The organism is Mucilaginibacter sp. PAMB04168 (assembly GCF_039634365.2).
Classification (GTDB): Bacteria; Bacteroidota; Bacteroidia; order Sphingobacteriales; family Sphingobacteriaceae; genus Mucilaginibacter.
On sequence record NZ_CP155079.2, the window covers coordinates 1,389,176 to 1,409,184 of the forward strand.

19 protein-coding genes and 1 tRNA gene are annotated in these 20,009 nt (G+C 44.4%); 14 read left to right on the forward strand and 6 right to left on the reverse strand.

The features are described 5' to 3' along the window. The first annotated feature begins 119 nt into the window (after positions 1–119). The 4 genes from ABDD94_RS06000 to obgE all read left to right on the forward strand — a co-directional run bounded on the left by ABDD94_RS06000 (position 120) and on the right by obgE (position 2,595). Positions 120–581, forward strand: coding sequence for a redoxin domain-containing protein (locus ABDD94_RS06000; RefSeq protein WP_345955085.1), 462 nt, complete (start codon positions 120–122; stop codon positions 579–581). 61 nt (positions 582–642) lie between these two features. Next, positions 643–716 (forward strand) — tRNA-Arg (locus ABDD94_RS06005). Positions 717–783: 67 nt separating this feature from the next. Next, the gene (locus ABDD94_RS06010) at positions 784–1,356 is read left to right on the forward strand and encodes an adenylate kinase (protein WP_345955086.1); all 573 of its coding nucleotides are present in this window, start codon (positions 784–786) and stop codon (positions 1,354–1,356) included. A 240-nt stretch (positions 1,357–1,596) separates the two neighbouring features. Continuing rightward, on the forward strand, positions 1,597–2,595 hold the full coding sequence (gene obgE, locus ABDD94_RS06015; RefSeq protein WP_345955087.1) for a GTPase ObgE: 999 nt from the start codon (positions 1,597–1,599) through the stop codon (positions 2,593–2,595). Positions 2,596–2,734: 139 nt separating this feature from the next. Here the strand turns inward: obgE and ABDD94_RS06020 are convergent, their stop codons facing one another. Then, complete coding sequence (locus ABDD94_RS06020; RefSeq protein WP_345955088.1) at positions 2,735–4,306, reverse strand: hypothetical protein; 1,572 nt, start codon at positions 4,304–4,306, stop codon at positions 2,735–2,737. Between the two features lie 136 nt (positions 4,307–4,442). Between ABDD94_RS06020 and gap the strand changes: the two genes are divergently transcribed. Both gap and ABDD94_RS06030 read left to right on the forward strand, forming a co-directional pair. Then, entirely contained in the window at positions 4,443–5,438 is a 996-nt protein-coding gene (gene gap, locus ABDD94_RS06025; protein ID WP_345955089.1) for a type I glyceraldehyde-3-phosphate dehydrogenase, read from the forward strand. Between the two features lie 147 nt (positions 5,439–5,585). Beyond that, positions 5,586–6,020 (forward strand): GNAT family N-acetyltransferase, encoded by a 435-nt coding sequence (locus ABDD94_RS06030; protein ID WP_345955090.1) that lies wholly within the window; start codon positions 5,586–5,588, stop codon positions 6,018–6,020. 96 nt (positions 6,021–6,116) lie between these two features. Here ABDD94_RS06030 and ABDD94_RS06035 read toward each other — a convergent pair whose 3' ends face one another. Further along, complete coding sequence (locus ABDD94_RS06035; protein WP_345955091.1) at positions 6,117–6,629, reverse strand: glycine zipper domain-containing protein; 513 nt, start codon at positions 6,627–6,629, stop codon at positions 6,117–6,119. 328 nt (positions 6,630–6,957) lie between these two features. On the opposite strand from ABDD94_RS06035, the gene ABDD94_RS06040 reads away from it, so the two are divergent. From ABDD94_RS06040 to ABDD94_RS06050, 3 genes are all read left to right on the forward strand, one after another. Further along, positions 6,958–8,148, forward strand: coding sequence for a phosphoglycerate kinase (locus ABDD94_RS06040; protein WP_345948428.1), 1,191 nt, complete (start codon positions 6,958–6,960; stop codon positions 8,146–8,148). A gap of 150 nt (positions 8,149–8,298) precedes the next feature. Next, on the forward strand, positions 8,299–10,158 hold the full coding sequence (locus tag ABDD94_RS06045) for a CocE/NonD family hydrolase (protein ID WP_345955092.1): 1,860 nt from the start codon (positions 8,299–8,301) through the stop codon (positions 10,156–10,158). Positions 10,159–10,612: 454 nt separating this feature from the next. After that, positions 10,613–11,494 carry a DMT family transporter gene (locus ABDD94_RS06050; RefSeq protein WP_345955093.1) on the forward strand — a complete coding sequence of 294 codons (882 nt, stop codon included), beginning with the start codon at positions 10,613–10,615 and terminating at the stop codon, positions 11,492–11,494. A 134-nt stretch (positions 11,495–11,628) separates the two neighbouring features. Here the strand turns inward: ABDD94_RS06050 and ABDD94_RS06055 are convergent, their stop codons facing one another. The 4 genes from ABDD94_RS06055 to purU all read right to left on the reverse strand — a co-directional run bounded on the left by ABDD94_RS06055 (position 11,629) and on the right by purU (position 13,942). Then, positions 11,629–11,889, reverse strand: coding sequence for a hypothetical protein (locus tag ABDD94_RS06055; RefSeq protein ID WP_345955094.1), 261 nt, complete (start codon positions 11,887–11,889; stop codon positions 11,629–11,631). Between the two features lie 84 nt (positions 11,890–11,973). After that, a complete protein-coding gene (locus ABDD94_RS06060) occupies positions 11,974–12,636 on the reverse strand; it encodes a YceH family protein (protein ID WP_345955095.1) in 663 nt (220 codons plus the stop codon). A 36-nt stretch (positions 12,637–12,672) separates the two neighbouring features. Next, entirely contained in the window at positions 12,673–13,065 is a 393-nt protein-coding gene (locus ABDD94_RS06065) for a hypothetical protein (RefSeq protein ID WP_345955096.1), read from the reverse strand. A 49-nt stretch (positions 13,066–13,114) separates the two neighbouring features. Continuing rightward, positions 13,115–13,942 (reverse strand): formyltetrahydrofolate deformylase, encoded by an 828-nt coding sequence (gene purU, locus ABDD94_RS06070; protein WP_345955097.1) that lies wholly within the window; start codon positions 13,940–13,942, stop codon positions 13,115–13,117. Positions 13,943–14,650: 708 nt separating this feature from the next. Here purU and mraZ point away from each other — a divergent pair. Genes mraZ through ABDD94_RS06095 form a run of 5 tightly spaced genes read left to right on the forward strand, consistent with a single transcriptional unit; the run spans position 14,651 to position 19,961 of the window. Then, entirely contained in the window at positions 14,651–15,115 is a 465-nt protein-coding gene (gene mraZ / locus ABDD94_RS06075; protein WP_345948420.1) for a division/cell wall cluster transcriptional repressor MraZ, read from the forward strand. Next, positions 15,105–16,010 (forward strand): 16S rRNA (cytosine(1402)-N(4))-methyltransferase RsmH, encoded by a 906-nt coding sequence (rsmH, locus tag ABDD94_RS06080; RefSeq protein WP_345955098.1) that lies wholly within the window; start codon positions 15,105–15,107, stop codon positions 16,008–16,010. Before mraZ ends, rsmH begins: the two co-directional genes overlap by 11 nt. Beyond that, on the forward strand, positions 16,007–16,411 hold the full coding sequence (locus ABDD94_RS06085) for an FtsL-like putative cell division protein (RefSeq protein ID WP_345955099.1): 405 nt from the start codon (positions 16,007–16,009) through the stop codon (positions 16,409–16,411). The genes rsmH and ABDD94_RS06085 overlap by 4 nt, the downstream gene beginning before the upstream one ends. Further along, the gene (locus tag ABDD94_RS06090; RefSeq protein WP_345955100.1) at positions 16,408–18,501 is read left to right on the forward strand and encodes a penicillin-binding protein; all 2,094 of its coding nucleotides are present in this window, start codon (positions 16,408–16,410) and stop codon (positions 18,499–18,501) included. Before ABDD94_RS06085 ends, ABDD94_RS06090 begins: the two co-directional genes overlap by 4 nt. After that, positions 18,498–19,961, forward strand: coding sequence for a UDP-N-acetylmuramoyl-L-alanyl-D-glutamate--2,6-diaminopimelate ligase (locus tag ABDD94_RS06095; RefSeq protein WP_345955101.1), 1,464 nt, complete (start codon positions 18,498–18,500; stop codon positions 19,959–19,961). The genes ABDD94_RS06090 and ABDD94_RS06095 overlap by 4 nt, the downstream gene beginning before the upstream one ends. Positions 19,962–20,009: the final 48 nt, after the last annotated feature.

Here is a 20,009-nt window from a genome sequence, read left to right on the forward strand (position 1 = left end):
TCAACGTTAGCTTGTAAGTTAAGTTTGGTTAATGTAATCTCATAATTGCTCCTTATAGCGCCAGGCTATAGTTAATTACAGTTATAAGTGTTTATTTTGAGGTAAAATAAGATTAACCTATGTCATTAATTATTGGCCAGGTGGCCCCGCAGTTTACACTCATATCATCTGATTTAAAAGAAATATCATTAGTTGATTTTAAAGGCAAAAAAGTGGTTCTTCACTTTTTTCCTATGGCGTTTACCGGTACCTGCACTACGCAGCTTTGCACGCTTAGAGACAATTTTGGTTTTTATGAAGGCATTAATGCCCAAGTTTTAGGCATTTCAGTTGATTCGCCTTTTACCTTGGCTAAGTTTAAAGAAGAGAACGAATACCAGTTTCCGCTGCTGTCTGACTTCAATAAGCAGGCGTCTGCCGATTATGGCGCTATTTACGATGAATTTGTATTTGGATTAAAAGGTGTATCCAAGCGTGCAGCCTTTGTAATCGACGAAGAACAGCGTATCATATATGCAGAGGTGTTGGAATCAGCTGGCGATCTGCCTGATTTTAATGCAATTGAAAAAAAGTTACAGTAAATTTTAAAAAATATTTGAACGGAATGGCAAAATATGCTACTTTTGCATTCCGTTTCAGGAAGCACTCGTAGCTCAATTGGATAGAGCGTCTGACTACGGATCAGAAGGTTAGGGGTTCGACTCCCTTCGAGTGCACTTTTTAATCATAAAGCCTTTCCGTATAATTGCAGAAAGGCTTTTTATTTAAATTTAAAATCAAAGGATGCTGAACTTAGTTTTGTTTGGCCCGCCCGGGGCTGGCAAGGGAACACAATCTCAAAAACTGATTGAAAAATACGGCTTAATCCACCTTTCAACCGGTGACATATTACGTAATGAAATTGCACAGGGTACCACTTTAGGCCTCGAAGCTAAAAAGTTGATGGATGAAGGTGTTTTGGTTCCCGATGAAGTAGTTATTGGTATGATAAGCAATAAGCTCGACGCCAATCCCGATGCTAAAGGTTTTATTTTCGACGGTTTCCCACGTACGGTAGCGCAAGCCGCTGCACTGGATACTTTGTTAGAAGGTAAAAATACCAGCATATCAGGTATGATTGCTTTGGTGGTTGACGATCAGGAACTGGAAAGCCGCCTGCTGTTACGCGGTAAGGATTCTGGCAGACCCGATGATGCCAATCCGGAAATCATCCGTAAACGTATCAACGAGTACAACAGCAAAACTACCCCCGTTGCCGAGTTTTACAAAGCACAGGGTAAGTTTACCAGCATTAACGGTATAGGTGGTATTGACGATATTTTCAGCGCTGTGAGTGCTGTGGTGGAGCAGTATTAAGAAATAACAATACAGCATTCGCGATTTCGGATTTAGACGGGTCACAACGAACTGTTTGAATCCGAAATTGTTGTTTTAAGACATTTATAATATAAATACGACTGTCATCTCGAATAATAGTGAGAGATCTTGTACAAAAGGATGAACAACCAGTAACAAGATATCCTATTAGCACTTGTAATGGCAATAGTAAAAAAAGCAGTTTCGGGTTGATATTCGGAATTTGAAAAAGAATAGCACATGAGTCAAGGTTCCAATTTCGTCGATTACGTAAAAATTTGCTGCCGTTCAGGTAAAGGTGGAGGTGGTTCGGCGCACTTACACCGCGATAAACACACGGCCAAGGGCGGTCCTGATGGTGGTGATGGTGGCCGCGGCGGGCATGTAATTGTAAAAGGCAATGCCCAGTTGTGGACCTTGCTGCACCTTAAATATCGTAAGCATGTTATAGCCGGCGATGGCGAAAGCGGTGGCAGCGCCTTGTGTACAGGCAAAACCGGCCGCGACGAGATATTGGAAGTGCCCCTGGGCACTATAGCCAAGGATGCCGAGACCGGCGAAGTAATCTTTGAAATAACCAAAGATGGCGAAACTAAAATATTAACTGACGGCGGCCGCGGCGGATTAGGTAACTGGCACTTCAAATCGGCCACGCAGCAAACCCCGCGCTTTGCCCAACCCGGCGAACCCGGACAGGAACACTGGAATATATTAGAGTTAAAGTTATTAGCCGATGTAGGTTTAGTAGGTTTCCCTAATGCCGGTAAATCAACCTTATTATCTGTAGTATCGGCTGCTAAGCCCGAGATTGCCGATTATGCCTTTACCACGCTGGTACCTAATTTAGGCATTGTGGCCTACCGTGGCGGCAAATCATTTGTAATGGCCGATATACCGGGCATTATTGAAGGCGCATCAAAAGGCAAAGGTTTGGGCTTCCGCTTCTTGCGTCACATTGAGCGTAACTCAGTACTGTTGTTCATGATTCCGGCTGACACCAACCGCACTATTAAAGAAGAGTACGCCATTTTATTAAATGAACTTCAGGAGTACAATCCTGAACTTTCACATAAACCTCACGTACTTGCCATCACCAAATCAGACATGCTGGACGAAGAATTGCAGCAGGAAATGAAAGCTGAATTGCCAACCAACATCCCCTCGGTGTTCATCTCAGCCGTAGCCCAACAAGGGTTGGATGCGTTGAAAGATTTGTTGTGGATAGAGATTAATAAATAAAGGAAACCGTTAGCTTTTGCATTAAATGTTGAATTAGTATTGGTAAGCTTACTTTTAAGCCCATTAGTACTAACCCACTTACGCCTTACACAAGCCTAAGTTCATCAGCACAACCATATTCTGCAAAGGTTGGCACGCTTTACCTCGCTTCAAAAACGGTATAATCCTCACTCAACTTCTTGGTAACAAACCCCTTGTAACCCGGAAAGCATTTGAGGATAAACTGTGCCCGGCCATTTTGCTCATAATCGGCAGGTAATACGATGTGTAGCGGTCCGGCATGACCATTATACAGATAATCCTGGTAATCTACCTTCACATCCAAACCAATAGGCTCAATTGTAATTATGCGGTTGTGGCGTATCTCCAAACCTATATCGGCGCTGGTAAAAACAAAAATACCGTCGCGCTCGCGGTTATCTGCCTGTAAAAGGTAGTTGAGCGTGGGCTGGTCAATAAATTGCTGTGTTAAGCCGCTAGGGCCGCGTACTCCTTCTGTACTGTTGTAATGGTATTCGTGAATTAAGGATTTAAAGCTGCTAAAGGTTATAAACACCCATAACACTGCAAAAGCTGCCCTATAAAATAGCCCGGCCCTGCTCACCAGATACAAAGCGCCGGGTATCACCAGCAAACCCACCAGCCTGAAATGCCGCCCCTCGTATGATATAGCCGCCTGCCTGAAGAATGAATAGCCGAAAAATAATACAAATACGATATAATAAACGGCCACCGCTATTTTATATGGAGAGTGGGGTATATGCCTTACAATGCTCAGCACCAACCACAAGCTTGCTACAGCCAAAGCTACCAAAATAATAACCGTCCAAACGTGAGGAAACATAGGGCCATCGGGGTGGTAAACCAGTCCTTTCGCTAATTCGTCAACCGAAAAGCCGGCCAGCAGGGGCGAGGCGAGCGGAAAAGTAAACGTTTCCCAAATAACGCGCCACCCGGCACTGTGGGCAGCGGCAGGATTGTCGCCCTTGCTTAAAAAGAACAGATAAACGCAGGCCAACGATATTAGAGCTGGAATGCCTATGGCAAAGCCGTTTTTAAGCCAAGCGGCATAGTCTTTTCGTCGCGGTGAAATATTGATCCACATGCACAACAAGCCCGCCATGTACACCAGCATCATAGATGACTTGGTAAAGAACCCAACCCAACCAGCTATCAACACAAACAGGATCAAGAGCACATCGATCTTTCTGAAGGAGAAGCACCCGTACAAGAACCATCCTGCGTAAGCAAACATGAGCACCTCGCCGCCATTATAAAATATATAGGGGATGTAGTAAAATTGCTGGCAGGCTATAAAGGCCACACTGGCAGCAGCTAACAGCGGTTTAAAGCCTACTTTTTTAAAGAAAGCGTAAAAGCCAAACAGGCCCAGCATTTCGCAGAGTACGCTGGTAACAGCAGATGCCTGGCCGGTGTTTAAGCCAAATACCGTTTTAAAAAAATAAGGTACCAGGTATTGTCCCGGAGACCACCAGGTGAGGAACATGCCTGTATCTTTGCTTATATTATCCTGATCGGGCCCAACCAGCATATTGAAGTCGCCGCCCATTTCCATGGATCGCATGGTTTGAAAACCCCAGCTGGGGTCGGGGAAAATAGCAGGGGGGGCAATGTAGCTAAACACCCCTATTACCAGCGTTACGAGTAAGGTAATGCCTAAAATGAGCGGTGCCCAATACTGTTTTTTCATGGTGGTGATGTAGATAACTAAAGCGCTAAATTAAGGATTATAACGGTTATAGCTATATTATGACCGGCCGGTGTGTTTATTGCGCAGGTGTAAGTTTTATATTTTATAGCTTTGCAAGCTGATTTTTGATTGAGCTATGAGGATCGCTATCAATGGATTTGGCCGAATAGGCCGCATATTTTTACGCAGTATTTTAAACCGGCCGGGTGTTGAGGTGGTAGCTATAAACGATATTACTAATACCCACACGCTAGCTCACCTGTTTAAGTATGATACCGTACACCGGGGCTTTAAAGGCCAGGTTGATTATGATGAGACCAGCCTGTACATTAACGGCAAGCGTATACGGGTACTGGCCGAAAGCATTCCGGTTAATTTGCCATGGGGCGAGTTGGATATTGACTTGGTGATTGAATCCACAGGTAAATTTGCCTCGTTAGATGGTGCTAACCAGCACTTGGCTGCGGGTGCAAAGCAGGTGATTTTATCGGCACCGGCCGGAGGTAAAACGGTGCCTACGGTAGTGCTGGGTGTAAATGATGAGCAGATAGATCTGCGCTCGCCGGTACTCTCCAATGCCTCATGCACCACTAATAACGTGGCGGCCCTGGTAAAAGTGCTCGAAGATAACTGGGGCATTGGCGACGGTTATATCACCACAGTGCACTCTATGACGGGTGACCAAAACCTGCATGATGCGCCGCATAAAGACCTGCGTCGTGCTCGTGCAGCTTCGGCCTCTATTATTCCTACCACAACCGGTGCGGCCAAGGCTATCACCTCTATATTTCCGCATCTGGATGGTAAGCTGGGCGGGGCGGGCATCCGTGTACCCGTGCTCAATGGCTCATTAACCGATTTTACCTGTACACTAAAAACGGAAGCTACTGTAGAGGCTATTAACCAGGCCTTCAAGCAAGCTGCCCAAGGACCCATGAAAGATATTTTGGAATATACCGAAGATCCCATTGTATCTACCGATATATTAGATAACACGCACAGTTGTATTTTTGATGCCCAGCTAACCTCTATAGTAGGCGGCCTGGTAAAAGTAGTAGGCTGGTACGATAACGAAATGGGCTACAGTAGCCGCCTGGCCGATTTAGTGGAGCGTATAGCGGCATTGAGATAAGAAACTACACTGAGTATGTCAATTTCGAATGTTAACCTGAAATTTTTCAAAGCGATAGGTTTGTCCGTTCGAAAGGATTTTCAACATTAGAGATGACTGTAATTTTAACGTAATAGATTAACTAACAACTCCATAACGAATAATTAAGTGGTAAAATTCATTTCCAAAGACGATATCTTACCTATCCGTAACGAAATTTTAAGAGAAGGCAAATTAACCCTGGAACAATGCCGCTTTGCAGGTGATGACAACCCTGAAAGCTTTCATTTAGGATATTTTAATGGGGAGCAATTGGTAAGTATAGCTTCATTCCATCCACAGAGTTACGGCGATTTTCAAGGCCGAGGCTACCAGTTACGCGGTATGGCCACGTTAAAGCAATACCAGGGTAAGGGCTTGGGTACCCAACTGGTTAATTTTGCTATTGTGTACCTGCGGGGGCAAAAAGTGAACTACGTATGGTGTAATGCCCGCCAAGTAGCGGTAAATTTTTACGGTAATGTAGGTTTCGAAGTGGTTTCAAAAGAGTTTGACATACCAGGCATTGGCCCACATTATGCCATGTATTTGAAAATAATGTAGCAGTTGTAGCCTGTAAAACATGCTACTGATACGGAAAGTGTCTATAAAAAAAAGCAACCCTTATTGGGTTGCTTTTTTTGTGTCCTGAGTTATTGATTACTGATCTTTTTCTTTCTTTTTCTCAACAATCTTACCAATACCAAAGCCAGCGGCGCCGCCTGCAACACCACCAATCAGTGCACCTACACCTCTGTTTTTCTTGGTAACCAATGCACCAGTTAAAGCGCCGGCACCAGCACCAATTAGAGCACCATTACGTCCTGCATGGCTTTTCTTTTTAGCAGTAGGGTATGCCGGACTGCTGCCATAACCTGATGCAGCATAAGATGACCTTGATGCCGATGAAGTATAAGATGATCTAGGGCGTGTAGCAGCGTACGTTGTTTTTGTACGGCTTCGCTCACGCATGGCACCTACATTCTTCAAGCTGTCTTCATAACGAGCCTTTTTTTCTGCTCTAAAAGCAGCAAGCCCTGCTGTGTCTGCCTGAGTAACTTTTGGGCTGTCTACTTTAGCAACCACCGGAGCGGTAGTAGCAGTAGATGAGTTAGGGTTAGAATGGCATGCAACCAAACCTACCGATATTCCTGTAACTATTAATAAACGCATTGCCTGTATCATAATAAATGTTTTTAAGTAAGGTGAATAAATATCTGACTAAATAAAGTGGCAAAAGTCAAATCTATCTAAGCAATTTTGTTGCCAATTTTTACAGCATTACGTATAATGGTCTGATTAATGCATTCTATCACAGCTGGTTGCTTATAAAATTCGCCTATGGTCATCTAAGCTATTTAATAATATAATAAGGCATTTTGGCCAGGAATCTACTCATTTAAATAATCCCTTAGTGTATACTGCACACTTTTTTAAAATTAGCTTACTGATTATGAATTATATTTCTGAATTTGGCAGCTCATTTTGAAGTGTAACCTCCATGAAAACAATTGACCAATTCAATTTTGCCGGAAAAAAAGCCCTTATCAGGGTTGACTTTAATGTTCCGCTGGATAAAGATTATAATATAACCGACGATAACCGCATTACCGCTGCCCTGCCAACCTTGAAAAAGATTCTGGCTGATGGCGGTTCGCTGATCCTGATGTCGCACCTGGGCCGCCCAAAAGAAGGTCCTACTGAAAAATATTCACTGAAGCACATCATCCCGCACCTGTCTGAACTATTAGGTAAGGAAGTGCAGTTTGCCGATGACTGTATTGGTGCCGACGCTACCGAAAAGGCTGCTGCCTTGAAAGATGGTGAAGTATTGTTGCTTGAAAACTTACGCTTTTATAAAGAAGAAGAAAAAGGCGATAAAGATTTTGCCGAAAAATTATCAAAATTAGGTGATGTATACGTGAATGATGCCTTTGGTACCGCCCATCGTGCACACGCCTCAACGGCTATCATCGCGCAATTTTTCCCCGAAGCTAAATACTTTGGTTACCTGATGGGTGCCGAGCTTGCCAACGCCGAGAAAGTTTTAAATGGCGCCGCTAAACCTTTTACCGCTATTATGGGCGGAGCCAAAGTGAGCGACAAGTTGTTGCTGATTGAGAACATGCTCGACAAGGTGGATAACCTGATTATCGGCGGCGGGATGGCCTATACATTTGCTAAGGCACAAGGTGGCAACATTGGTAAATCGCTGGTTGAGGATGATAAGCTTGATCTGGCGCTGCAACTGATTGAAAAAGCCAAAAGCAAAGGGGTAAACTTATTATTGCCTACTGACTCCATCATTGCGGATGCTTTCTCGAACGATGCTAATACCGATACTGCTTCTAACAGCGATATTAAAGATGGCTGGATGGGTTTGGATATCGGTCCGGATTCTATTGCCGCATTTACCAAAGTAGTGGCCGAATCAAAAACCGTATTGTGGAACGGCCCGATGGGCGTTTTTGAAATGGAAAAATTTGAAAAAGGCACCAAAGCCGTAGCCGAAGCAGTGGTTGAAGCTACTCAAAACGGTGCCTTCTCACTCATAGGCGGCGGCGACTCTGCAGCAGCCGTAGCTAAGTTTAACCTGGTAGATGGCGTAAGCTACGTATCAACCGGCGGCGGCGCCTTGCTCGAATACATGGAAGGCAAAGAGCTGCCGGGTGTGAAGGCGATAAATGAGTAAATAAGAAAATATCCGTTATTGCGAGGAAATGAAGCAATCTCTGCGTGATATTCAATGTGCCGATACAAGTTCGGCATGACATAGATTAGTTAAAAGGCCGCTTTCAACAAAAGCGGTCTTTTTTGTATGTTTAGGTTTCCAAAATTCATTATGAAAATTCTTCTGTCCTGTGTTCTTTCCCTCCTCATCACCATAGGCTTCGCTCAAACCGGTGCTCCCGATGCGGCTTATATTAAAGATCATTATACTAAGTATGAGTACCAGATACCCATGCGCGACGGTAAAAAGCTGTTCACGGCGGTATATTTACCTAAAGACCAATCGAAAAAATATCCCTTCATGATGGACCGCACCTGCTATAGCGTAGCACCTTACGGATCGGATAAATACCGGCCAACACTTGGTCCATCGCCGCAGTTTATGCAGGATGGATACATTTTTGTTTACCAGGACGTGCGTGGCCGCTGGATGAGCGAAGGTATTTACGAGGAAATGACGCCTGAACTGGAGGTACATAAAACCAACAAGGATGTAGATGAAGGTACCGATACTTATGATACGATAGATTGGTTATTAAAGAATGTAGCTAATAACAACGGCAAGTTAGGCGTTTGGGGTATTTCTTACCCTGGCTTTTATACTACCACCGCTTTGCTAAGCCGTCACCCGGCACTGGTTGCAGCCTCTCCGCAAGCACCCATTGCCGATTTGTGGCGCGATGATGCCTGGCATAATGGTGCTTTCTTTTTGGCTGCTAACTTTGGCTTTTACCCTGGCTTTACCAACCGGCAGGATGATAAGCCTACCCAACGTCGAGGCAAAAGCTTTGACCCGGGTACGGATGATGGTTATGATTTCTTCTTAAAGATGGGATCCATGCGTAATACCAACGCCAAATACTATAAAGACACCATCCGCCTGTGGAATGAAATGATGAATCACCCCGATTATGATCAGCACTGGAAAGACCGCAACGTGCTTACGCACCTGCATGATATTAAAACGGCTACCCTGGTAACCGGTGGCTGGTACGATGCCGAAGACTTGTACGGCGCTATTAATACTTACAAAACATTAGCGGCTAAAAACCCCAACACACCAGTTTACTTTGCTATGGGGCCATGGGTGCATGGCGGCTGGGCCCGGGGCGCGGGCGATCACCTGGGCGATGTGGATTTTGGCGGAGCAACCGCGCCTTATTACCGCGACAACATCGAATTTGCTTTTTTTAGCCACTACCTGAAAGGTACGCCACTCGATCTGCCTAAGATAACCACCTTCCAAACCGGTGTAAACCAGTGGAAAACCTATAATACCTGGCCGCCGGCACCAGCTAAGGAACAATTCCTGTATTTTTTGCCGGGCGGTAAGCTATCGTTCACGGCTCCGGCTTTAGGTAAGGATACGTTTAATGAGTTTGTATCAGACCCAAATAAACCAGTGCCTTACTATAGTAAAAAAACAATGGATATGGAGCGTGATTACATGACGGCCGATCAGCGCTTTGTAGCCGTCATGCCCGATGTGCTAACCTACCAAACCGACGTTTTAAATAACGACGTAACCCTGGCCGGTAACATATGGGCCAACCTTAAAGTATCTACTACTGGTACAGATGCCGACTGGGTGGTAAAAGTACTTGATGTTTACCCCGACACCGCCACCAGCAATAAATGGACCCGGCCAAGTGTACAAATGGCCGGCTACCAGCAAATGGTACGCAGCGAAAGCATGCGGGGCAAATACCGTACGGGTTTAGATAAACCCAGCGCATTCATACCTGGGCAAATAAGTCCGGTTAACTTTGAACTGCAGGATGTGCTGCACACCTTCAAGAAAGGCCACCGCATTATGGTACAGGTACAAAGCACCTGGTTTCCGCTTATCGACCGTAACACGCAGCAGTTTCAGGATATTATGAAAGCTAAAGATACCGACTTTAAGAAGGCAACACACCGCGTGTATACTTCAAAAGCACATCCGAGTTATTTAAAGGTGAGAGTGCTGTAAAAGAATCTGTGGACGTACTAGTTTTACAAGAAAGGTGTAATTCTATTTTGGATGAAAGGTATTTATCTATAATAAAATTAGTAATAGAAGCAGTATGTGATTACCCAACATATTATTTATATGATACAAACTTATATTTTAACGAGGTAGAAAAGAGTTGGGAGGTGATATAAACCTCAAGACGTTAAATAAATATATTGCTTTAAATGCTAACAACCATAGAGAAAATAACATTTGGATTATTACATCTTTAGGTGGTTTAGCTGAGGCCTTACAATTAATGAGTATCTATAAGATTAGCTTTAGCGATGTTAAAACAAAAATAGACTCGTAGAATAGGAACATTAAAATTCTATGACGGCTCGTCTGTGGCTTGCATCTATATCGAGTTTGCAATTGCATTGCCTCTTAAACATCATTTAGGCATTCTCAGAAAATTTTACCTTTGCCAGTCATGTATAAAAATGTTCTGCCCGGGTTACTATTTGCTGTTCTTTGGGCAAGTGGGGCTATAGCTGCCAAGTTTGGCATGCGCTCAGTTGATGCGTTAATGCTGGCCGCTATACGCTTTATTGCTACCGGATTTTTATTCGCACCTTTTTTTCTATTGCATAAAAAGCATCGGTTTTTGCCGCATCGCTATGAGTGGAAACCTATCATTATTTACGGCTTTTTGAACACCACGCTCACCCTTGGATCGTTTTTCGCCGCGCAAAAATACGCCTCAGCAGGTATCAGTATGTTGTTTACGGCAGTGGCGCCCTTGCTCATGGCTTTATTCTCAGCCCTTATTTTAAAGCGGAAGCTAAGCCGAGCAGAAATTGCAGGCATGCTGGTAGCTTTTTCGGGTTTGCTATTGGCCGCTTTGGCCGCCTTGCCTGCGGCCAGTATTACGCCGGCCGGTTTTGCGCTGTTGGTTGTCTATATGGTATCGTACGCTTTAAGCAGCATTTACTTCTCGTTTGTTAATGTAGCACTGAGCAACATGGTGTTTAATATATGGCAAGTGTTTATAGGTGGGTTGCTGGTACTGCCATTTTGCTGGTTGCTCAGCAGCTATCACATACACAGGGTGGATGCCAATCTGCTTTGGTCATTAGCTTGGCTTATCATAATGCTGTCGTTTATAGCTAATTTATTGTGGCTGTACCTCATTAAGCGCGATACCGTCTCGGCAGGTACATGGCTGTACTTAGTACCAATACTTGGCTTTATATACGGCTACTTCCTGCTCGGCGAAAAGATAACGCTATACTCTATTATTGGCGGCATAATGGTTATAGCCGGATTGGTTATATCCAAACGTACGGCTAAAAAAGTTCCGCATACGTCTTAAAAGCTATTTTCCTAACGTGGTAGGCTCCGCCACCGTCATAGGCATTTTGATTGAGGTTAAGTGTATTGCCATTAATGTTGATGATGTTCCAAATAGCATCATCATCGAATTTAATGGCGTTGTCGGTTTTGCCACTATAAAATACTTTGTGCTTGGCCGAGCTGGTACTTGCCTGTGTTGGCTATGCGTCCTTCAATGAACCGTTGGTAGGTTTCATCAGCTTTAAACAAAATAACCACGGAGTCAGGACTGGTACGGTATACACGCCCGTCAAAGCCACCTCCATAACTGGTCATTTGCCAACGGCCCACCATTTGTTTACTTAATAAAGTATCGCTTCCTTCCTTTTTGCAACTCAATAGAAGGAAAGTTATAAGTAGAAAATACAGCTTCATTATTGTATTGGTTTTACTGGTTGTAATTAATTACAATACGTTGCTTTAAAGGTATTTGCTGCAATTTGCAAACGAAATAAAGGCTTAGCCTATTAACTCTTTCATCAGCTTATCAAATTCAGTGCGCATGGTAGCCAGTTCTTCTTCCAGTCGGGCAACCCGCTCTTCTAAAGCTGCTACGGCCAAACCGGATGATGATGTGTTTAGTTCGGGTTCGTCGTCTTCAGGTATTTCCAATGTTTCGCCTAATAAATGCATGTAACGCGCTTCTTTCTGTCCGCTGCGGCGTGGTAAGAGCGTAAGGTAGGGCAGGTCGCCGCTGCTTAGTTTTTCCAAGGCCTGCTGTACATCATCCAGCGTTTCAAACTCATACAGCCGGCCCGAGTTGGTGTTTAGCTCGCCGGGCGTTTGCGGACCGCGCAACAGCAACAAACAAATAATAGCCACTTCCGATGGGATGACTGGAAACACGATAGCAAAATTATGCTTGTACTTTACCGCCCTGCTGGAGCCACCTGTAGCAGTCGAAACCAGGCCCTTTTTCTTAAGCGAATCGAGCGCCCGAACAACCGTATCCTCATCATACTGTACCACCGGTTTACGCGATGATTTTTGGTTGCAGGCAGCCGTGAGGCTGTTGATGGTCATGGGGTAATAATCGGGCGTGGTGCGGCTTTTTTCCATCAGCGAGCCCAGCACGCGTATCTCTTCGTGGTTAAGTTTAGGTAAGCTTTGCGAATAATCCATGGGCTAAAAATAGTGGTTCGGTTTAAATGTAATAGGCTAGCGCTTTCTTTTTACGTAGCGCATGCCGCAGGCTTCGCGGCATGGCGGGTTTAGTTCCAGTGTGTTGTTATTAGTTTTATAACGGTAAGTAATTGGTGCTGTATTGTCTTTAATATTGATAGTCAAATGGTTGCTATCAATTATGTTGTAGTCCGTAGCTCCTTCAATGGAGTTGCCAGTTATGTGTCCCGCCGCGCCAAAAGTTATGTACTCAGCGTCGGCTTTAGTTTGTGGTTTCCATTTAGCGCTGCCATCACCAGGGTCATTCAACGTTTCTATCAAAATCCAGTGGCCAATTAAACGCTCATGATCTGCCACTTTATGCTGTATTGCACAAGCTGTAATGACTAAGACGCTTGTAAAGAGGATGACAAATATTTTCGTTTTCATTTTCTTGTTTCTTTTAAGCTGTCTTTCCGGGGGGAGGTTGGAGGAGTTATTACTCAAAAATTACAGTTCTGTTCTTGTACACAAACACACGGTCGTGCAATACCAGTCGGAGCGCTTTAGCTAGTACGGCGGTTTCAATTTCTCGTCCGGCTTTCATCATATCCTGTGCAGTAAAGCCATGGTGAACCGGGATGGTTTGCTGGGCTATAATGGGACCTTCATCCAAGTCATTAGTTACATAGTGGGCAGTGGCACCTATGAGTTTTACCCCGCGCTCATGCGCCTGCCGGTAAGGGTTAGCTCCAATAAATGCTGGTAGAAACGAGTGGTGAATATTGATAATACGCCTGATAAAACGAGCCACAAATGTGGGCGATAATATGCGCATAAATTTAGCCAGCACTACAAAATCGGGCTGGTAGGTATCAATTATATCACCAACCGCCTCTTCAAACTCCGGCTTACTCAGCTGTTCATGCGATATATAGTGAAAGGGAATGTCAAAGCGCTTGCAAATGTCTTGTAACACATCGTGGTTACCTATTACTGCTGACACGGTTGCGCCTAAAGTTTTAAAGTAGTTACGTACCAGTATATCGGCCAAACAGTGGTATTCTTTGGTTACCAGTACCACTATCTTTTTTTCGGGCAGCGGGTTAATAGTGATGATGGCGTCATCGGGCAATATTTGCCTTAGCTGACTTTCATCCAGCAGGCGGCTGGCAGGAGCTTCAGCTTCAACGCGTACAAAAAAGCGGTTCTCGGCCTTGTCCACATATTCATCCATCGAGATGATATTGATACCGGCCTGCGCCAGGGCCCCCGAAATGCCTGAAACCAGGCCTACCCGGTCGCGGCACTGTATAATAATAATCATAGCTGCCTGAAAGGTAATAAAATTTGCAGGAGTGTGCTTAAGCAGATTTTAAATAGTGCTTTTTGATGCGTGCAACTTTCATCTTATCAAAAATGCGTTAAATACAGTAAAGAAAGTCCGGTTTAAGAAAGGCATAATTTCCTCTTCATCATTCCACTAAACGCAGAAGGTATTAGTACCAATAGCTGAGAAGATTGCTTAAAACGGATAAACGCACAAAGACTTAATGAGATGTTGGAGGGTAGTCAAAATCATCAGTGTCGTTTTCCGTTCGATGCATGATTCTAACGACTTAAACCGCAAAACAACCCGATATAAACAGGCATTATTGCTCGGGCATTACACCGTCGAGGTCCAAATTTGATAATAATGCTGCGTATTTGGCCAAGTATTTAACGATCAGTCAATTAAATGTTGATCAGACAGCTTGACGAAGAAATGTAGTCACCAACAAAAGACAAATGCATGCCGATAGATAATGTTGATTAAATAGCGCTGATTTGTAATTATTTAATTAAAATTTTAACTAAAAAACAACTCAATTTTTCAATAAGAAAATGTGCTTGGTGGTAGCAAAATGTCAATTGTTTGGCCTAGTGGAAGGAAAGTTATGAACGGTGGGTGTTGAAAACTTTTTAGTGGGGAAAAGTGGAGGAAAGTGGAAATTCTGTGTTACTTTTACGTTGGAATTTTAGGATAAGACTCTGCATGTCCCACTTTTTAGGAGAATTTGATTGTAAACTGGATGCCAAAGGGCGGATGATGATCCCTTCGGGCCTCAAGAAGCAGCTTCCCGAAGCTGAGCGTGAGGGCCTTGTGATCAACCGTGGCTTTGAAAAGCATTTGGTAATCTATACTCGCAAGGAGTGGGATAAAATTGTAGATGACCTGAGTAAGCTTAATCAATACGAGAAACGTACCCGTGAATTTATACGCTACTTTACCCGTGGGGCATCTGAGTTAACGCTTGATGCTAATAACCGGGTGTTGTTGCCTAAGGCGTTGCTGGAGTATGCTGGTATTGGCGCCGATGTGGTTTTGTCTTGTCAGTTTAATAAAATAGAAGTTTGGGATCAGGCTGCTTATGATGCGCAACTGGACAGCGCGCCCGAAAACTTTGCCAACCTGGCCGAAGAGGTAATGGGTGGTTTAGGAAGGAGGGGTGATGAATAATTATCATAAGCCGGTTATGCTTCAGGAGTGTATTGAGGCCTTGAATATTAAGCCTAATGGCACCTATGTAGATGTAACCTTTGGTGGTGGTGGTCACTCGCGCGAAATTCTGAAGCATTTAGGCGAGGGTGGACGGTTGATTGCCTTTGATCAAGATGCGGATGCGCAGCAGAATATTATTGATGATGGGCGCTTTCAGTTTGTAGATCAGAATTTTCGGTATTTGAAGAATTTTTGCCGTTTGCATGGGGCTATTCCGGTTGATGGGATCCTGGCCGATCTGGGTGTTTCGTCTTACCAGTTTGATCAGGCCGAGCGTGGTTTTTCCATCCGTTTTGATGCGGAGCTGGATATGCGCATGAATCAGTCGTCAGAACTGACTGCCAAGCAGGTGGTGAATACTTATGCCGAGGCTGATTTGCATCGCATTTTTGGCATTTACGGCGAAATACAAAATGCCAAATCACTGGCGCGTAACATAGTTACTGCCCGGTTAAACAGCCCGATGGATACCGTGGCCGACTTGAAAAATGCCATTGCTGGTTTAATACCGCGTGGTAAAGAGAATAAGTACCTGGCGCAGGTTTTTCAGGCCTTGCGTATTGAGGTAAACCAGGAGCTGGAGGCTTTAAAGGATTTTTTAATCCAAACGGCAGATGTGCTGGTTTCGGGCGGTAGGTTGGTAGTTATGTCTTATCATTCGTTGGAAGATAGGCTGGTTAAGAACTTTATTGCTAAAGGAAAATTTAGCGGCGAGGTTGAAAAAGATTTTTACGGTAACGATCAAAAACCGCTGGAGGCGATAAGCCGCGGCGCAATTACCGCTACTGATGAGGAAATAAAAGAAAACAACAGGGCACGTAGTGCTAAACTAAGGATAGCTGTAAAGAAATGAGTAACCGTTTGCGTACAGAAATTCAGGAAGAAGAAGCTGAAAAGGAGCTTGTAGTAGAAGAGCGCCCGGTGCAGGATGTGCCCGAAAACTTTTTTACCAACTTGTTAAGCAAGGGTGTTGTCACTACTGATGATGTTACCCGGGCTTTGCCTTTTGTGTTTTTTTTAGCCCTGTTAGGAATGGTTTATATAGCAAACCGTCATGTTGCCGAAAACACGTTACGCAACATTGATAAGTTAAGCAAGGAAGTAAAAGAGTTGAGCTGGGATTTTAAGACTACAAAGGCCGAAATGGCTTACAAGAGTACACTAACTGAAGTGGCTAAGCGGGCAGATACATTAGGGGTGACCGAATCGGTTGAGCCGCCACAGAAATTAACAGATGCGGAGGTAGTAAAATGAACATCAGGACCAATATATTACTGCGTGTTTACCTGGCATTCGGACTTATTGTAGTACTGGCTTTTGCCGTGTTTTTTAAACTGTGCTATCTGCAGTTTGCGCAGGGCAAAAAGTGGAAGGCTATGGCTGATAGCTTATCAACCCGCTATGTGAATATTGATGCTGCGCGGGGGAATATTTTTGCGGTAGACGGTAGTTTATTGGCTACCTCTGTACCCGAGTATGAGCTGCATATGGATATGTTAGCCGGCGGCATTGCCGATGATGATGTTTTCTACGAGAAAGTCGACTCGCTGGCCATGAAAATGTCCCAGTTTTTTGGTGATAAATCGGCCCGCGAGTATTCCATGATCTTACGTGATGCACGTAAGGATAGCCTGCGTTATCAGCTCATTCGCCGCAAAGTGTCTTACCAGGATTTAAAGAAGATTCGCAAGTTTCCTATTTTTAATATGGGGCGGTATAAAGGCGGTTTGATCATAGTGCAGCAAAACAAGCGTATTTTGCCGTTCCGTTCGCTGGCCGCGCGTACCATTGGATATTCTAATAAAAACGTAAAAAATCCGGTTGGTTTAGAGGGTGCCTATGCCAGCTATATAGAGGGCGAGAGCGGCAAGCGTTTGATGCAGCGCATTGCCGGTGGCGTTTGGATGCCGGTTAATCAGGAAGAAGAAATTGCACCTAAAGAAGGCGCTGATATTATATCAACCATTGATGTGAACTTTCAGGATGTAGTTCAAAACGCATTACTAAAGCAATTAATAAAAAGTGATGCGCATCATGGTGCTGCTATATTAATGGAGGTTGCTACCGGCGAAGTTCGTGCAGTGGCTAATTACTCAAAGGTTGCCCCGGGCGAGTATCAGGAAAAATTTAATTATGCAATTGCCGGTAATCAGGACCCTGGTTCTACTTTTAAGATAGCCTCTTATCTGGCCTTGCTTGAAGATAAAATGGTTGACACCAGTACCCTGGTTGGTACAGGTACCTATAAAATACCCGGCCATACTATTAAAGATTCGCACGGGAGTATTGGAGTGGTAACCGTTAAAAAGGCGTTTGAAGAGTCATCGAACGCCGCGGTTGCCTACCTGGTTAATAAAAGCTACAAGGAAGATCAATCGAAGTTTACCGATCACTTGTATGATTGGCATTTGAATGAAAAACTGGGCCTGCAAATTCCGGGCGAAGCGCAACCTGTTGTTAAGAACCCTAAAAATACGAGCTGGAACAAAAACATGACCCTGCCGCAAATGGCTTATGGTTATGAAATGCAGCTTACGCCGCTAAAAATGTTGTCTTTCTATAACGCTATAGCTAACAATGGTAAATACATAGCGCCAATTTTTGTAAAAGAAATCAGAAGGTTGGGCAACCCGGTTGAGCAGTTTAAAGCTCGTGTTATTAATGATAAAATATGCTCTGACGTTACCCTGAAGAAGATGCAGGAAATGATGGAGGGTGTAATAACTGAGGGCACTGGTAAAAACATTATTTATAATCCCTTGTACCGCATTGCGGGTAAATCGGGCACGGCACAGGTGGCTGATGCCAATAAAGGTTACAAAGCCAGGCGGCAATATCAAGCTTCTTTTGCCGGTTATTTCCCGGCCGATAAGCCTAAGTATTCGCTCATCGTAGTTATCAACGACCCCAAAAACGGTTACTACGGTGCGTTGGTGGCTGGTCCGGTGTTTCGGGAAATTGCAGATAAGGTATACTCCAGCGATTTAGAAATGCACCAAAACTTGCCATCGCATTACGTTGGTAATACACAAATGCCGCAAATAAAAACGGGCAACTTAAAAGCTGTGCAACAAGTTTACCAAAAACTGGGTGTAAAGCCATTGTATGCATCGAATACACCCCGTACGGCCGATACCAGCAATGGTATTGCATCGCAGGAAATTAAATTTAAACAAGGCACTGTACCATCCGTAACCGGAATGACCCTGAGCGACGCGTTGTACGTAATGGGCAATGCCGGCTACAAAACAACGGTGCGGGGCAGCGGGGTAGTGGCTAAACAATCGGTAACGGGTGGTAGCATGATACCTAAAGGAGCCAAAATAACTTTAGAACTGGAATGAGAAACCTAAGCGACATACTCGAAGGCCTGGCCTTTACTGAATTGCAAGGTGCTGCCGATGTAGAGATCGCTAACGTGGTCTTTGATTCGCGCAAGGTAGTGCCTGGCTCGCTGTTTGTAGCGGTGCGCGGCACTGCAGTTGATGGTCATGACTTTATAGAGCAGGCCGTTAAAGATGGCGCCGTGGTAATCGTTTGCGAAGACCTGCCCGGTCATACGGCCGATGAGGCAGACTACCTGATGGTAGCTAACTCAGCCGCAGCATTAGGCATCCTGGCATCCAACTTTTATGATAGTCCATCGGGCAAACTAAAGCTGGTAGGGGTAACCGGTACTAATGGTAAAACTACTACGGCTACGCTGCTTTACCAGTTGTTTCGCGATTTAGGTTATAAATGCGGGCTAATTTCCACTGTTGAAAATCAGATTAACGGACAGGTCATACCATCAACCCATACCACGCCCGATCCGGTAGTTTTGAATGAGTTGCTGGATAAAATGGTTGCTCAAGGTTGCGATTACTGCTTTATGGAAGTAAGCTCGCATGCTGTAGCCCAGCACCGTATTGATGGTTTAACCTTTGCCGGTGGTATTTTTTCTAATCTTACGCACGATCACCTCGATTATCACAAAACGTTCGACGGCTACTTAAAAGCCAAAAAAGGTTTTTTTGACATGCTGCCCAAAACAGCTTTTGCACTAACCAATGCCGATGATAAAAACGGTAATGTGATGCTGCAAAATAGCAAAGCCGCTAAAAAGACTTACGGCCTTAAAAACATGGCCGACTTTAAGGTGAAAATCCTGGAGAACCAGTTTGGTGGTTTACTGCTAAATGTGGATGGTGATGAGGTATGGTTTAAAATGGTGGGCAGCTTTAATGCCTACAACCTTTTAGCCGTATATGCCGCTGCTACGTTACTGGGGCAAGAAAAGGCAGCTATATTAACTAGCTTAAGTAAATTATCAGGTGCCGAAGGCAGGTTCGATTATACTATATCTGATAACAAGATTATCGGTATTGTAGATTATGCACACACGCCCGATGCGGTACAAAACGTATTGAGCACGGTGCAGGACATCCGCAAAGGAACTGAAAAAGTTATTACCGTGATTGGTTGTGGTGGCGACCGTGATAAAACCAAACGCCCGGTAATGGCCAAAACCGCCTGCGATTGGAGCGATAAGGTGATCCTCACTTCAGACAACCCGAGAACCGAAGATCCGGCGCAGATTATCCGTGATATGGAAGCGGGTGTGGATCCGGCTAACCAGCGCAAAACCATCAGTATTGTTGATCGTCGCGAGGCCATCAAAACTGCAGTGCATTTGGCGCAACCCGGCGATATTATAGTATTGGCAGGTAAGGGACATGAAAAGTATCAAGAGGTAAACGGCGTGAGAAATCACTTCGATGATAAAGAAGAACTGCTAAATGCATTCGCATCACTAAGTACATAGGCACTAGCCCTGATTGCAAGTAACGCAATGGCAGGAAAATAAAGAATA

What these genes read in the sequence shown, in the direction of transcription:
- ABDD94_RS06000 (WP_345955085.1), top strand. Translation starts at nt 120, where the DNA reads ATGTCATTAATTATTGGCCAGGTGGCCCCGCAGTTTACACTCATATCA.
- ABDD94_RS06010 (WP_345955086.1), top strand. Translation starts at nt 784, where the DNA reads ATGCTGAACTTAGTTTTGTTTGGCCCGCCCGGGGCTGGCAAGGGAACA.
- obgE (WP_345955087.1), top strand. Translation starts at nt 1,597, where the DNA reads ATGAGTCAAGGTTCCAATTTCGTCGATTACGTAAAAATTTGCTGCCGT.
- ABDD94_RS06020 (WP_345955088.1), bottom strand. Translation starts at nt 4,306, where the DNA reads ATGAAAAAACAGTATTGGGCACCGCTCATTTTAGGCATTACCTTACTC.
- gap (WP_345955089.1), top strand. Translation starts at nt 4,443, where the DNA reads ATGAGGATCGCTATCAATGGATTTGGCCGAATAGGCCGCATATTTTTA.
- ABDD94_RS06035 (WP_345955091.1), bottom strand. Translation starts at nt 6,629, where the DNA reads ATGCGTTTATTAATAGTTACAGGAATATCGGTAGGTTTGGTTGCATGC.
- ABDD94_RS06040 (WP_345948428.1), top strand. Translation starts at nt 6,958, where the DNA reads ATGAAAACAATTGACCAATTCAATTTTGCCGGAAAAAAAGCCCTTATC.
- ABDD94_RS06045 (WP_345955092.1), top strand. Translation starts at nt 8,299, where the DNA reads ATGAAAATTCTTCTGTCCTGTGTTCTTTCCCTCCTCATCACCATAGGC.
- ABDD94_RS06050 (WP_345955093.1), top strand. Translation starts at nt 10,613, where the DNA reads ATGTATAAAAATGTTCTGCCCGGGTTACTATTTGCTGTTCTTTGGGCA.
- ABDD94_RS06055 (WP_345955094.1), bottom strand. Translation starts at nt 11,889, where the DNA reads ATGAAGCTGTATTTTCTACTTATAACTTTCCTTCTATTGAGTTGCAAA.
- ABDD94_RS06060 (WP_345955095.1), bottom strand. Translation starts at nt 12,636, where the DNA reads ATGGATTATTCGCAAAGCTTACCTAAACTTAACCACGAAGAGATACGC.
- ABDD94_RS06065 (WP_345955096.1), bottom strand. Translation starts at nt 13,065, where the DNA reads ATGAAAACGAAAATATTTGTCATCCTCTTTACAAGCGTCTTAGTCATT.
- purU (WP_345955097.1), bottom strand. Translation starts at nt 13,942, where the DNA reads ATGATTATTATTATACAGTGCCGCGACCGGGTAGGCCTGGTTTCAGGC.
- mraZ (WP_345948420.1), top strand. Translation starts at nt 14,651, where the DNA reads ATGTCCCACTTTTTAGGAGAATTTGATTGTAAACTGGATGCCAAAGGG.
- ABDD94_RS06085 (WP_345955099.1), top strand. Translation starts at nt 16,007, where the DNA reads ATGAGTAACCGTTTGCGTACAGAAATTCAGGAAGAAGAAGCTGAAAAG.
- ABDD94_RS06090 (WP_345955100.1), top strand. Translation starts at nt 16,408, where the DNA reads ATGAACATCAGGACCAATATATTACTGCGTGTTTACCTGGCATTCGGA.
- ABDD94_RS06095 (WP_345955101.1), top strand. Translation starts at nt 18,498, where the DNA reads ATGAGAAACCTAAGCGACATACTCGAAGGCCTGGCCTTTACTGAATTG.